This window comes from Delftia sp. Cs1-4, assembly GCF_000214395.1.
GTDB lineage: Bacteria > Pseudomonadota > Gammaproteobacteria > Burkholderiales > Burkholderiaceae_C > Comamonas > Comamonas acidovorans.
In genome coordinates, this window is the sequence record NC_015563.1 from 3057044 (window position 1) to 3071189 (window position 14146).

The 14146-nt window shown below is 67.3% G+C and carries 9 protein-coding genes; 8 read left to right on the forward strand and 1 reads right to left on the reverse strand.

Going from position 1 to position 14146, the window contains the following annotated elements; translation table 11 throughout:
* Positions 1 to 132 precede the first annotated feature (132 nt).
* The gene (locus tag DELCS14_RS13490) at positions 133 to 6078 is read left to right on the forward strand and encodes an LPD38 domain-containing protein (protein ID WP_013802117.1); all 5946 of its coding nucleotides are present in this window, start codon (positions 133 to 135) and stop codon (positions 6076 to 6078) included.
* Here the strand turns inward: DELCS14_RS13490 and DELCS14_RS30980 are convergent.
* Positions 6068 to 6238 carry a hypothetical protein gene (locus DELCS14_RS30980; protein WP_013802118.1) on the reverse strand — a complete coding sequence of 57 codons (171 nt, stop codon included), beginning with the start codon at positions 6236 to 6238 and terminating at the stop codon, positions 6068 to 6070. The two genes, DELCS14_RS13490 and DELCS14_RS30980, sit on opposite strands and share 11 nt — an antisense overlap.
* 263 nt (positions 6239 to 6501) lie before the next feature.
* On the opposite strand from DELCS14_RS30980, the gene DELCS14_RS30500 reads away from it, so the two are divergent.
* From DELCS14_RS30500 to DELCS14_RS13525, 7 genes are all read left to right on the forward strand, one after another.
* Positions 6502 to 7281: a hypothetical protein gene (locus DELCS14_RS30500; RefSeq protein ID WP_013802119.1), complete on the forward strand. Its 780-nt coding sequence runs from the start codon at positions 6502 to 6504 to the stop codon at positions 7279 to 7281.
* 127 nt (positions 7282 to 7408) lie between these two features.
* Positions 7409 to 8398 carry a hypothetical protein gene (locus DELCS14_RS13500; RefSeq protein ID WP_013802120.1) on the forward strand — a complete coding sequence of 330 codons (990 nt, stop codon included), beginning with the start codon at positions 7409 to 7411 and terminating at the stop codon, positions 8396 to 8398.
* Positions 8395 to 8907, forward strand: a complete 513-nt coding sequence (locus DELCS14_RS13505; RefSeq protein ID WP_013802121.1) for a hypothetical protein — start codon at positions 8395 to 8397, stop codon at positions 8905 to 8907. Before DELCS14_RS13500 ends, DELCS14_RS13505 begins: the two co-directional genes overlap by 4 nt.
* A 43-nt stretch (positions 8908 to 8950) precedes the next feature.
* Positions 8951 to 9409 carry a hypothetical protein gene (locus tag DELCS14_RS13510; protein ID WP_013802122.1) on the forward strand — a complete coding sequence of 153 codons (459 nt, stop codon included), beginning with the start codon at positions 8951 to 8953 and terminating at the stop codon, positions 9407 to 9409.
* A 12-nt stretch (positions 9410 to 9421) separates the two neighbouring features.
* On the forward strand, positions 9422 to 10093 hold the full coding sequence (locus DELCS14_RS13515) for a hypothetical protein (RefSeq protein WP_013802123.1): 672 nt from the start codon (positions 9422 to 9424) through the stop codon (positions 10091 to 10093).
* On the forward strand, positions 10093 to 12054 hold the full coding sequence (locus DELCS14_RS13520; protein ID WP_013802124.1) for a hypothetical protein: 1962 nt from the start codon (positions 10093 to 10095) through the stop codon (positions 12052 to 12054). Before DELCS14_RS13515 ends, DELCS14_RS13520 begins: the two co-directional genes overlap by 1 nt.
* A complete protein-coding gene (locus DELCS14_RS13525) occupies positions 12047 to 14146 on the forward strand; it encodes a hypothetical protein (RefSeq protein ID WP_013802125.1) in 2100 nt (699 codons plus the stop codon). Before DELCS14_RS13520 ends, DELCS14_RS13525 begins: the two co-directional genes overlap by 8 nt.

Sequence of the window (14146 nt, forward strand, 5' to 3'; positions counted from 1 at the left end):
TCCGGTTTCAGTTGAACCATCAGTTTGCTGTCACGACCAGCTTTGGATGCATCGTACCGCCCGCCCCGAGCGGGCTTTTCACGCCCCCGCCCAGGGTTCGCGCCCCAGCCCCTGCGTGGGAACACTGGGGGCATGGCAAATACAGACTGGGAACGCGGCACCTTTGCCGCACCGAATGCGGGTGGCGCGCCCGACTGGGAGAAGGGCGCCTTCTCCACACCTGAGCCCGCCAAATCCAGCACCCTCTCCGACCTCGGCAAGTCCGTGAAGGCCGGCGTCCAGCGACTGCCGGGCATGGTCACGGGGCTGGCTGATCTGCCTATCGCCCTGGCCACTGGCGCGCGCCCCGTCACTGCGGCGGCCGATGCGCTGGGCGAGGCCACGGGTTTCCAGCCGGGCAAGTGGGCTGACGAGACGAAGTTCTCTCCGGCTTACGAGGCCGGGCGCCAGAACGTGGACGAGGCCTGGAAGGATGGCTCGGCCGGCGACATCGCGCTGGCCTACCTGAAGAACCCTGGCTACACGGCCAATCAGGTGGCCGAGTCGCTGCCTTCGATGGTGGCCGGCGGCGTCCTCGGGCGCGCAGCCATGGGCGCTGGCGCAGTCACTGCCAAGGCTGCCAACGCCGCCACGGGCACGGCGGCGCGTGCAGCCACACCCGGTGTGCTGGCGCGCACCGTGGGCGAGAAGTGGGCCGCGCCTATGGCGGCGGGTATCGGCGAGGGCGTGGTCACGGCCGGCCAGCAGATGGAGCAGGCCACGGGCGAGGATCAGCAGCGCAATGCAGTGGCGGCCTTGAGCGCAGGCGCACTGACGGGCGCCATCGGCGTGGGGGCCGGCCGGGTGGCCAACCGCCTGGGCCTGGAGACCGCCGAGACGGCCATGGCCAAGATCGGCACGGGCGCGACCACGGAGGTGCCGCTCTCGGCCCAGCGCCGGATCCTTGGCGGAATGGTCTCCGAGGCGGTGCTGCAGGAACTGCCACAGTCGGCCCAGGAGCAGATGTGGCAGAACTACGCCGAGGGCAAGCCGCTGATGGAGGGCGTGGCCCGAGCCAGCACGGAAGGAGCGATTGCCGGTGGCGTGATGGGGGCTGGCGCCAATGTGAGCGGCGCGGCGAACCGTCGCGCTCGCCAGGCAGACCAGCAGGGCCGCCAGCGCGCGGAGGACGCCGCAGCCAGTGCCAACCAGCTGGCCGAGGAGGCGAGCATCCAGAACCTGGCCGGGCAGCCGGTCAACCCCGTGGACCTGGGCGCGCCCGCCAACTTCGAGGACCTGGTGACTTCCAGGTCGCAGGCAGAGCCTGACCCCTACACAGCATGGGACCAGCAGGTGCAGGCTGGCGCACGTGCCGCGCAGCCAGGTGCTGCTGCTCCGGCAGAGGCTGCTGGTCCGGCTGTGGACCCCTTCACGGACTGGGACCAGCAGAACGCTGCGGTGCGTGAGTTCCTCGGTCGCCCACAGGATACCCCCCAGCAGCGTCCCGACTACCTGGCCGAAGTCCAAGCCGCTGTGCGCAGCGGCACGCAGTTCTCTACCCAGCAGACGGTGGACACGGTGCGCGATGCCATGGAAGACGCTTGGCTGGCCGAGAACGTGGGCGCTGATCCTGCTGGTGCGCCAGCCCCTGGTGCTGGGCTGCAGGCGGCAGACGCCATGGGCGTGCAGCTGCAGGGCCAGTTCCAGCAGGCCAGCGAGGATGCCGGCATTGCCGCTGTGGATGCCCGTGTGCGCACCGGCCGCATCCTATCCGGGCTGCAGAACCTGCTGGATGGCGGCGCCGAGAACTCGGCCCAGGTGCTGGGCGGCCTGAACGAGGGCCTTGCCCGCATCAACGAGCAGCCGCTCGACACCACTGAGACGCAGCGCGTGCGCCGCATGGTGGACGCCTACATGGGATTCCGTGGTGTCGGCGAGCCTGCGCCGCTGCCGGCCGACCGCGCGCCAGCGATGGACCCCTTCGCAGACAACGCCGCCATGGAGGCGCTGATCCCCCAGCGCCCGCTGCAGCGTCCTTCCGAGCGCATGGGCATCAACCCTGCAGACGGCCCGCTGTCGCGCGGCGCAGCCATGGCGGTGGATGCCGGGTTCGACGCCACCCAGCAGGCCGCCCTGCAGGTCCAGGAGATCGCAAATGCCCAAGGTGCCCAGGCACGAGCTGCCGCCGTGGCCGCCCCAGCAGCCATTCCCTCGACCGGACCCGGCGCCCTGGAAGCCGCTGGGCCTGCACCCCTGACCCAAACAACAGGAGCCACCTTTGCCCCGCAAGCCGATCAAGCCCAGCAAGCTGGCGCGCAACCTCCGCAAGCAACTGGAGCGCCAGGCGCGCCGGCTGCTGGTGCTGCTGCAGCGCAGGAAGGTCTGACCAATGCCAGCACCACGACTCTCAACAATGGCGCGCAAGGCGGCGCGGCGCCAGGCCCGCAAGGACAAGCGCAGGCAGCAGCGGCCCGCCCGGCCAACTGGCGATCCAGCGCGCTACCTGCCGGCCGCGTGGCCCGGGGTCTGGGAATAGATCCCAAGGGCAAGAGGCTGGCGCAGATCCTGGCCGAGGTGGATGCCGCTGATGCGGCGCGCGCCGGTCAGCAGCAGGCGCCCGAAAACGGAATGCCCCCCGCAGCTCAAGGGGTGGACGCATCTGCCGAGGCTGCAGGCCCTGACCTGACTTCCATCCGCTCTGCGGGGGACGCGGCCAGTGTAGAGCAGGGCGCCGCCGCGCAGTTCAGCCGCAACATGCCCGAGGAATTGGCCCGGGAGATCCGCAAACTGCGCCCGCCAGTCTCCGCTGCTACGAATGCCTCTGTGCGCCAAGCCGTGAACCAACTGGTGGGCGGCATGGGCATGCTGCCCAACAGCCTGGGCCGCATCGTGGTCACCACCTCCGACGACATCCGCGCCAACTGGGAGCCGCTGATCGGCCCCGTGTCCATGGGTGCGGAGGGCGGCGGCAAGGCCCAGGGCTTCTACGATCCCAACACCAAGACCGTGTTCATCATCTCGGACCACATCGTGGCCGGCGACGAGCTGGGCGTGGTGGCCCATGAGTTGATGCACAAGCACGGCCCTGCGGTGCTGGGCGAGGAGGGCTGGAATCAGCTGCATGGCGCCATTGGCCGCTGGGCCAGCGCGCCAGAGGGTAGCCTGGAGCGCCAGGTCTACAACGAGGCCGCCGCCCGCGTGCGCGATTCCCATCCTGCGTCTGGAGATGCTCAGGCCTATTCGTCGCAGGAGCTCTTCCCCTACGCCGTGCAGGTTGCTCTGGAGATGGGTGTGCGTCCCAATGCCCTCGCCAAGCCCGGCACCGTGGCGCGCTGGCTGGACCAGGTGCGCAAGGTGCTGCGCCAGGTCTGGGCCAAGATCGCGGGCAGCCGCAGCGACTTCGCCAGCCAGGACCTGGTGAACCTGGCGTTCGGTATCGCGCAGCGGGAGAATCCCGCGCTGGCTGGCGAGCTGGACGGGGCCACACAAGAAGGCCCCCCGAATCGTCGAGTTTCCGGCACTGACACTGCAAGCGGTGTGGAGCGACCCGGCTCATCCAATTCGGGAGACAGGCCGATGGTAGCGCAGCAGTTCAGCCGGGCCGCGCCGGCCGCGCCCACGGCCAGCCACTACTCCGCCGAGCAGGCCCGCGCCGCAGAGCATGCCTTCGGCGTCCAGGTGAAGCAGACCTGGGCCGAGCGCGCGCAGGCCATGAGCCACAACATCGGCACCAAGCTGCGCCAGGGCCTGGTCGACCAGTTCGCACCCCTCAAGGAGATCAGCGAGAAGGCTTACATCCTGGCGCGCCTGTCCAAGGGCAGCGACGGGGCGGTGGAGGCGGCGCTGCTCTACGGCAAGCCCTACCTGCGCGACGGCGTGGCCGACGTGGACATCAAGGACGGAGGCTTCGCCAACGTGCTGGCCAGCCTCAAGGGCGAGCACGACCGATTCTTCCAGTGGGTGGCCGCCCAGCGTGCCCAACGCCTGAAGGCCGAGGGCAAGGAAAACCTGCTGACCGACCGCGACATCACGGCCCTACGCTCGCTGGATGCCGGCCGCATGGCCGACGGCACGGCGCGCATGCCGCTGTACGCCGCGGCGCTCCGGGAGCTCAACGCTTTCAACGAGGCCAGCCTCAAGGTGGCGCGGGACTCGGGCCTGATTGACCAGGCCGCCTACGACCTCATGAAGGACCAGCCCTATGTGCCGTTCTACCGCCTCATGGAAGAGGACGGGGGCATGCGCGGCCCGCGCTTCAGCTCCGGACTGGTGAATCAGCAGGCCTGGAAGAAGCTCAAGGGCGGCACGCAGCAGCTCAACGCCGACCTGCTGCAGAACACGCTCATGAACTGGAGCCACCTCTATGCCGCCGCCGCGCGTAACCGGGCCTCCCTGGAGACCATGGACGCGGCCGAGAAGCTGGGCGTGGCCTACCGCGTGCCCGCCGATACCAAGGGCTCCGTGAAGGTGATGCGCGAGGGTGTGGCGGAGCACTGGGCCGTCGAGGACCCGTACCTTGTCGATGCCATCTCGGCCATGAGCTATACGCCACCGGGCATCGTCAAGGCCATGGCGCCGTTCAAGCGCCTGCTGACCTTCGGCGTGACGGTGAACCCCACCTTCAAGATCCGCAACCTGATCCGCGACAGCCTCTCGGCCATCGCGCAGAGCGACCTGAGCTACAACCCGCTGGAGAACGTCGCCAAGGGCTGGAAGGCCACGGACAAGAACAGCCAGACCTATGCCTCCATGCTGGCCAGCGGCGGCATCATCAAGTTCGGCACGCAGGAGAACACCAACCAGTTGCGCGGGCAGATCGAGCGCCTGGGCGGCACCATGCTGGACAAGCAGGGCTTCGACAAGCTCAAGGACCAGATGCGCTCTCTGTGGGAGGTGTACGAGGAATTCGGCGACCGCACCGAGAACGTGAACCGCACGGCGCTGTACGAGCGCCTGCGCGCCAAGGGTCTGAGCCATGCCGAGGCCAGCTTCCAGGCCCGGGACCTGATGGACTTCAGCATGTCCGGCAAATGGGAGACCGTGCGCTTCCTGGCCCAGACCGTGCCCTTCCTGAACGCCCGCCTGCAGGGCCTGTACAAGCTGGGCCGCGCCGCCGGTGAGGACCCGCGCCGCTTCGCCGCCATGGCCGGCGCTGTGTCCATGGCCAGCCTGGGCCTGCTGGCCGCCTACGCTGATGACGACGACTGGAAGAAGCGCGAGGACTTCGACCGGGACAATTTCTGGTGGTTCAAGATCGGCGACAAGGCCTTCCGGATTCCAAAGCCCTTCGAGGTGGGTGCCATCGGCACGGTGGCCGAGCGCACGGCCGAGCTGATGATGAGCGAAGAGATGACGGGCAAGCGCTTCGGCCAGCGCATCAGCGACATGGTGTTCAACACCTTCGCCATGGACCCCACGCCCCAGGCCATCAAGCCCTTCCTGGAGGTCTACGCCAACAAGGACAGCTTCAGCGGCCGGGCCATCGAGGGCATGGCCGACGAGCGCCTGCGCCCGCAGGACCGCTACAACGAGCGCACCTCGGAAGTGGCGCGCCTGCTGGGCTCCTGGGGTCTGCCGGACCCGGTGCGCCTGGCCAAGGGCGAGTACTCGGGCCTGAGTCCGAAGCAGGTGGACTTCCTGCTGCGCGGGTACTTCGGCTGGCTCGCCACGGTCAGCACCAGTGCGACCGACGCCATCGCGCGGCCCATGCTCGACCGCGGCGAGCGCCCGGCCATGCGCCTGCGCGACACCTTCGTGGCTGGCAACTTCGTCGAGGAGCTGCCCACGGGCTCCAGCCGCTACGTCACCACCATGTACGAGCAGGCCAAGGATGTGGAGCAGGCCTGGGCCAGCTACCAGGCCGCGATCAAGTCCGGCGACGTCGAGCTGGCGCGCAGCATCCAGGAAGAGGAAGGGCCGAAGCTGCGCAACCGCATGGCCATCAACGCCGCCAAGCAGCAGATGGCCGAACTGGGCCAGCGCGCGAAGAAGATCGACGGGGATCGCTTGCTGTCGGCGGAGGCCAAGCGCGAGCGCCTGAACGAGATCGAGCAGCGCCGCAACGCCATTGCCGAGCGCGTGGCCGGGCTCACGAACTGAGCGTGCCCTGGCGCAGGAACTGCCAGATGAAGCCCACGGCGCCGAGCCCGATGATGATCAACCAGTAGGTCTCGATCATCGAGCGGCGCTCGGCGGGCGTGGTCAGCTTGAAGAAGAGGATGGCCGCGATCACGAGCAGCCAGAAGATGATGCCGGGCATGGTGGCATCGTATTGGGGGAGCTGGTTGCGAGCAATCCATCGACGACGGCAAGGTCGAGTAAGCAATTAGATCTCACTAAACTGTTCCGGCTGACAGGGAGTGGATGGTGATGTTTCGTAGTCCTGATAGAGTCATGTTCGTCAATGGTCATGAGTGAGCTAAGCTGGCTCACTGGTCACCTTGCATGCGACTGACAGGGCTAGGTGAGCAATGTGGAGATTGTCGAAAGCCCGCCAGATCCTCTATTAATCACTCGGAAAACATGAACTCTGCCACCCGAATAAAAGCAATCGTCTCTCACTTCTGCGCTTTGAAGCATGAAAGCCAACAGATTGAAGGATGGAAGACCTATTTGAATATTCAGCCTGGAGCAACTCAGGATCAAATCGAGGAGGCAGTCGTAATTGCGCTTCGTGCCCTAGGTGCAGAATTGCGTAACTTAGAGGCAAAAGCTAGGTATCTCGAAGTGCCGGAGGATTGCTATAAGGGTGTGGTGGCTGGACTATATAAGTCTCTTTCGACTAAATATGTGCATTTACCTTGGAGTCAATCGCAGGGCGGTGTAGTTCCTCCAGAAGTCCGCATGTGTTTGAGCTGGATGTCATGGGCATTAAGCAATTATTCGGAAGAGCAGATGGGTCAGGATGATATGCTCGATCTGATGATGGCTATTTCTGAGCAAGAGGAGTTGCTGGCTAACACCAAGATGCCGGTGGGGCTTAGGGAGCTGCTTGAAAGTCAGTTGAATGAATTAAAAACGGCATTGATCTTGTATCAAATAAATGGCGCAAAGCCTATTGTTGATGCTGTTAATAAACAGTGTGGTGAAATGAGAAATGCTGCGCCTGATCTCGTTAAGGAGGTTGAGAGCAGCTCTGAGGAGGTTAAGTCTGTACTTGCAAAGGGAATGGATTTGATTTCTAAGGCAGCAAAGGCGGCGGAAAATGGATCAAAAATATTCAAATTTGGTCAGGAGGTTTACCAACTTGGGAGCGCTGGTTGGCAGACTTTTGGCCAGGGCCTGTTGACTTCTGCAGGCTGATAAAGAAGCTCGCACGAATACTGGGCCTATTTTTCATGGCCATGGCGTTGCCCCTCGGCGGGAGATTTTTATGGAGTCCTCCGCCTAAGGTTCGTCAGAATTTCTCGCGCCCGGGAAACTCCTGGGCATGCCATCCACCCCCAAGCCCATCGGCCCGTTCCCCCTCGGAATGGACAACCGCGCACCCGACTTCAAGCTCGGGCTGCCCGAGGGCGCCGGCCATCTGCTGCGTGATGCACTCAACGTCGATGTGACGGCCCAGGGCTCGCTCAAGACGCGGGCCGGGTATGCGCTGGCGGAGCAGGGCCTGGACTGTCATTCGGGCTGGTCGCCGCTGGACGGCTCCTATGGCCTGTACTGCGACAGTGGCGACATCTTCCGCATCGATGTGGATGCCTCGGGCGCCACCACGCGCACCCAGGTCGCCGCGGGATACGGCCGGGTCACGCCCGTTGTCTATGCCGAGGTCAACGAGGCCGTGTACTTCACCGACGGCATCCGCGTCGGGTCCTATCACCCCGTGCCCGGCCCGACGCCGCGCTGGCTCGATGCCCAGCCGCAGGTCGTGGGCGATGTGCAGTTCTCCCTGATGCCGGCGGGCAGCAGCATTGCCTACCAGGGCGGCCGGCTGCTGGTGGCTGTGGGCTCGGCGCTGATCTACAGCGAGCCCTTTACCCCGGGCCTGCGCGACGAGTCGCAGGGCTTCGAGATCTTCCCGGCGCCCATCACCTGCATCGCGGCCGTGGAGGCTGGCGTGTTTGTGATGGCGGACAAGACCTATTTCCTGGCCGGTGGCCTGCCGGCGCAGTCCATGCGCGCGGTGCTGCCCTACGGGGCGCTGCAGCAGCAGGCCGGGTATCGGCTCGCGGCCACGGGCGGCACGGACGGCGCGCACTGGATGAGCACGCGCGGCATTGTCTCGGCGCGGCCGGACGGTTCGCTGGTCAACCTGCAGGCCGAGCACATCGCCATAGAGGCCTCGGGCGCTGGCGCAACGCTGTACCGCGAGGCCGACGGCATGCGCGCCATCGTGGCCACCCTCTCTCAATCCCCCAGCACTTCGGCCGGCGTGGGCTCCTATGCCCAGGTCCGGCTTGTACGAAAGGCCCAGCCATGAACACCAACCACGCCATTCCCTGCGGCTTCACCTACGACCTGGCGCTGCGCCGCCGCGCCGACGACGCGCTGGTGCACCGCGAGCGCCTGCACAACCGCGTGCCCGGCGAAGGCCTGGACCTGATCGCCAACGCCTGTTTCAAGGGCGCGGCCATGCCGGCCAACCTGTTCATCGGGCTCTGGTCCGGCTCCTATGTGCCCAACGGCACCGAGACGGCCGCCACGCTGCCCACGCTGGTGACCGAGGTCACGCAGTACGACGGCACGACGCGCAAGGCCTGGGTGCCGGGCAACGTTTCGGCCGGCGGCGTGAGCAACGAGCTGAGCCTGGCGCGGTTCAGCTTCACCGGCATGCAGACCGTCAACGGCGTGTTCGTGAGCAGCAGCTCGGGCAAGGGCTCGGACACCGGCGCGCTGCTGTCCATCGTGCGCCTGCCCGTGGCGCGCGCCGTCGATCCCGCCTTCTACCTGGAGATCCTGGCGGGCTTCCAGTTCATCTCCGTTTCCTGAGTTTCCTGATCCACCGCTTCCTGACCTTTCGAGGACCACCACCATGACGACCAAAGCCTCTACCGGCCTTCGCAATCACATGCTCGCCACGGGCTCGCTCAAGGCGGCCCTGGATGGCGGCTTCCTGGAGCTGTACGGCTGCCCGGAAGTGTCGATCCCTGCCACGGCCGACGCCGCGCTGGACCCTGCCGTGCACAAGCTGCTGGCCCGGATCTACAGCGACGGCACCTCTGCGGGCCTGACGCTCAGCACCACGGCGGCCGATGGCTTCATCGAGAAGCTGTCCACCCAGACCTGGACCGGCACGGTGATCGAGTCCGGTACGGTGCGGTTTTTCCGTTTCGTTGGCGCCAGTGATGCCGGAGGCCTATCCATAACGCTGCCCCGCCTGCAGGGCACCGTGGCGCGCGCAGGCGCCGACCTGAACATCACCAGCGTGGATCTGGCGGTCGGCGCGCCCCAGGCCGTCAACTTCTTCTCCATCGCGCTGCCGGCGTTCTGATCGGGGCAAGGCATGGCTGCTGGAACGCTCGTCTACGAGGCCGGGGCCCTGATGCCCCAGGCCGACGTGCTCGTGGCCGTGGTGGCTGCCGATGATCCCTACCTGGGCCTGGACTTCCAGGACCTGATCGATGCAGCGCACTGGGCGTTCGGCTGGAACGGGGATGCGATCAACCCGTCGCGCGGCTTCCTGGACCTGGGCCTGCCGCCGGCGCCGGACTTCGAGGTCCGGGCCCCGGCCCAGCTGGTGCGCACGATCAACGTGGGGCTTTATCAGGTCACAGGGGCCGTTGAGCCCGTCAGTGTCACGGCGGACGTCACTCTGCTGTACAAGGCCACGAACGCGGGCGTGCATGAGTTCGATCTGGACGCGGCCGGTTCTGTGGTCAAGCCGGTCAACGTGCCTTCAACGGTGCAGGAGCTGCGCCTGGTGAGCCTGGGCGGCGGCATCCAGGTACTCGACGGCGAGGTGTTGCTGGGCGAGATCACGGCAGCCGAACTAGCGGGCACGGAATTCGAGTGGCACGAGATGCGGCCCTATGCGCTTTCAGCGACGGACCGTGTGCAGGCGGATGGGGCCTTCAATGGCATTGATCGCCTTGCTGCCTTCTGGTGGAACGGCACCAGCGGGGGCGGCCCCTCCGAGTTCTGGACCGACTTCCTGCTGGCGCGCGAGGAGGTGTGATGCTGATCCACAAGGACCTCAAGGGCGATGCCGGCGGGCCAGAGCACCAGGCGCTCAAGGGCATGCTGGATGTGGGCAACTCCTTCATGACCGACCGGCGCGACGGCAGCGAGGTGCAGCGCTCGGGCGAGTTCGTCACCATGCGGCGCACGGGTGGCGAGGTCGTGCAGCTGGTGTCGCTGTGGGAGCCGCCGGACGCGCGCCGCCTGACGGATGGCTATGCACAGGCCGTGCCCGACGATGTGGCGCAGCCCGCCCCGGGGGCACCCGACGCTGTGCCCCGGGTGCAGCTCATGGCGTCTGCGCTGGACGAGCAGCAGGGGCCGCTGTCCTTTGGCAACCTGGCCGCTTCCAAGCTGCAGACCCGCGTGCCGCGCTTCACCCGTGTGGAGACCCGCGTGGAGACGGCCGACCATGCCACCAAGAACGGCAAGCGGCGGCTGTTCAGCTTGGGCGACGGCACGGTGCTGCTGGTGCGCGAGGTCTCGGCGGCCGGCGACACGCGGTATTTCGCGGGGATGAATCGCTTCGTACAGACCGTGCGCCGCGACAGCCGCTGCACTGGTGTCGAGCTGGTGCGCATGGACCCGGACCGGCCCGCCGGCGGCAAGGTGCTGCTCTCGTTCGGCGTGCACAGCGGCCTGGGCTTTGATCCGGGTTCGCGCTCCATCGATTTCTTTGCAGACGACGATCGGCTGTACGACGCGAGCAAGGTCTATGCGGCCAATGCGGGCCTGCTATTCGGCAGGGTCTTGCTGAGCATGCGCGCAGACCCCAGCAGCACCTATGCCGTGGCCGAGCCGGCCATGGCCAAGCAGGATGGCAAGAGCTATTTGAGCCTGGTCGCCGTGCATGGGCTGGCCGAGGACTGCTACCACCCCGATTCCTCGGGCCTGTTCCGGCTGACCTGCACGCGCACCACGGCCGATGGCGTGCAGACCTCCAAGATCACCATGCCCGCTGCCGCGGGCCCTGGGCAATACATGGCACCGGTCGAGATGGACCTGGTGCGCCTGTCGCCCCAGACCCTGGTGCTGTCCCTGCGCATGACCACGCTGCGCCTGCCCGGTGGTGGCAGCCAGGGCGCGGCCAGCGCGGGCTGGGCCTATCTCTGGAGCGACGACAACGGCGCCACCTGGGTCCATGTGCCGCATACCGGTATCACGGATGGCAATGCCGCGCCCGTGATCGCCGCCATGGTGCCGCGCGACAAGGACACGCTGCTGCTGGTCTCGGCCCTGCAGCTGGACAGCCTGGTGCCCGCGCCCGACGCGGCCAGCGTGCAGGTCTATGCGTTCACCCGCACCGGCGCCACGCGCATCAGCACCATCCCGGGCAGCCGGTTCAGCGCAGGGCTGCATGCTGGCGATGTGATCGGCGGCCTGCGGCACTACCCGCCTTACTGGGCCGTGGGCTACGGCGGCGGCGTGCGCGTGGACAGGAAGCCGCTGCTGTGGGTCCAGTTTGACCCCCAGTACATCCATGCCGAGGGCTCGCCCGGCGTGATCGACTATCCCGGTAGCCGGGTTCAGCTCATGGTCTCGGCCGACGGCGGCGCCACCTGGGAGCGGCGGATGCTGCCCCAGCCCTGGCCCCAGCGCGTGGGCTTTGTCGTGGCGCTGGACCAGCGCACGCTGGCCATCCCCGTCTACGGCCCGCGCCAGACCGACGAGAACGGCGCCATCCTGCCGCTGGCCGTGAAGCTGCACACCAGCCGCGACGGGGGCCAGCGCTGGCGCGCCACGGCGCACAGCATGCGCCTGCCGTACTGGGCCTGGGTGGACGGCCAACTGCTGCCCGGCTCCAGCGGCTACGACATCGACGACTCGCGCTTCGACTTCAACCGCGGCGAGCTGTTTCCCCTGCTGAGCCTGCGCGACGACAACGGCGAGCTGCTGCCCATGAACCCCGGCCGGCCCTGGATGGCCGACCACCGCGCCAAGGAGCTCGCCAATGGGTAACGCGCTGATCAAGAACAAGAAGCTGGTCGAGTTCGTGCCGGCCACGGCTGCGGACCCGGGGTTTCCGGGCCGGGCTGCAACCCCCGAGCGCATCACCTATGAATGGCGAGACGTGCGCGTGGAAGCCGGCATCAACGAGATGCAGCGCGTTGAATACACCGCGCCCGATGGCTCCAAGGCGGTGGGCTGGCGCACGCCCTTGGATGCCTTGAGCGACAGGGTGGGCAACCCCTTGTTGAGCGCTGAAGCAGCCCACTACAGCGATATCTGGGCCTTGGCCGATATCACTGTGGATGGCGTGATACGCAGGCAGCGCGTGCCCCTGACTTGGACCAGCGCCTGGATCATGCGCCGCGAGAACGTGCGCATCGTGATCCCAGCGCAGCCTGCGATCCCGGCGCGGCCGCCGAAGGTCGCCACCCCGGAGCGCCGCACCTACGACTGGCACTTCGGCTGGAACGGTGGGGCGCACAGCCTGCGCGAGCTGCCGGCCAACTGGATCGGCACGGCAAGCTTCATCGTCGGCAAGGCGGTTGGCGCAGTTGTGGGCTTCACGCTGGCCAGCCGCGTCCCGCGTGACAAGCGCTCATCGTTCGATGAGATCGAGAACGGCCTGGTGTTCGGAGACGGAGAGATCAGCGTGCGGCATGCAGGCGCGACCTTGGGCAGCGTGGGGGCCATGACGGGCAGCGACACAGTCCGGGCCCAGGTCGGTGGCGGGCGCATCGAATGGTTCCTGAACGACGTGAGCATCTACAAGGGGCCGTTTCGGATGAGCGAGCCTGAGCCCTTTGTGCTCGATGCCGTGCTGTACTGCGGCGACGATGCGGTGGACTCTCCGCAGCTGGATGATGGGCTGCCCGCAGAAGACGGCAAGGCGGTGCTGATGCTGGCCCGCCTCAAAGCTGCAGGCCAGGCCTTGGAGCCCATGGGGATGCGCCTGGCCCTGGCGCCGCTGGACCTCTTCGCCGCGGACAGGCCGCTGGCCCAGGTCAAGGCGCGGCTGCGGCCCCTGCGCGTGGCCGGCGACCCCATCCCGCGCGGCGCGCTGCGGCTGGCCGGCGCCCAGGTCCGGGCATCGGACGCCCGCAATGACGCCGTGGCGCGGCCCACGCTGGCGCGCCTGCAGGCCACGGCCCAGGTCGAAGTGGGCGAGGGCGCCTGGATTCCGCAGTACTCCATCGGAACCGCCTTCGTCCCGCCGCCCGTGGTCAACGGGGCCCTCATCAGCGGCCAGGGCCACGACTACCAGATGCGCCTGGGCCCGGCCTTCACCGTGGCTTCGCAGGACCGGCATGCCGAGGGGCGGCTGACACTGGCGCCCCTGCAGTTGCTGTCCGATGTGGAGGCGCTGACCCACCTGGTGCGGGCGCAGGACCTGCTGGGAGCCGATGCGGCGCTGACCGCCAGCGGCTACGTGACCCTGGTCATTGCCGAGCGCGTGGGTGCCTCGGGCGCGCTGACGCTGGGCGCGGCCGGCCTGGTGCTGGACGTGCACGAGCAGATCAGCAGTGCGGCAGAAACCCAGATCTCGGGCGCCATCGTGGCCAGCGTGCTCGAGCACCTGGGCGCCGTGGAGCGCTACCGGGCGCTGGTGTTCCGGGTCGTGGACGGCCGGCCTGTGATGGTCGATCCGGGGCATGCCTGGGTGGTCAACACCGAATCCAGTGCCTCCACCCGCTACGAGGGCTACGCCTTCGACAGCTTCATGACCGTGGGCGGCCGGCAGTTCGGTGTGCGCGCCGATGGCGTCTACAGCCTGGGCGGCAGCACCGACGCCGGCCTGCCCATCGAATGGGGGGCGGGCCTGGGCAAGCATGACTTCGGCAGCCAGGCCATCAAGCGGCTGGAGTCGGTCCATGCCGGCGTCTCGGCCACGGGCCAGCTGTATGTGCGCATCGGCGACGGCCAGCAGACCCACACCTACCGCGCGCGGCGCGTGGATGCAGCGCAGCGTGTGCAGCGCTTCGATCCGGGCCGGGGCCTGGCCGCCAACTACTTCACGTTCGACCTGGTGGGCGAGGGCGCGGCCGAGCTGGACAACATTGTTTTCGGCGTGGTCGCGGGCCAGCGCCGGATCGGGAGGGGCTGA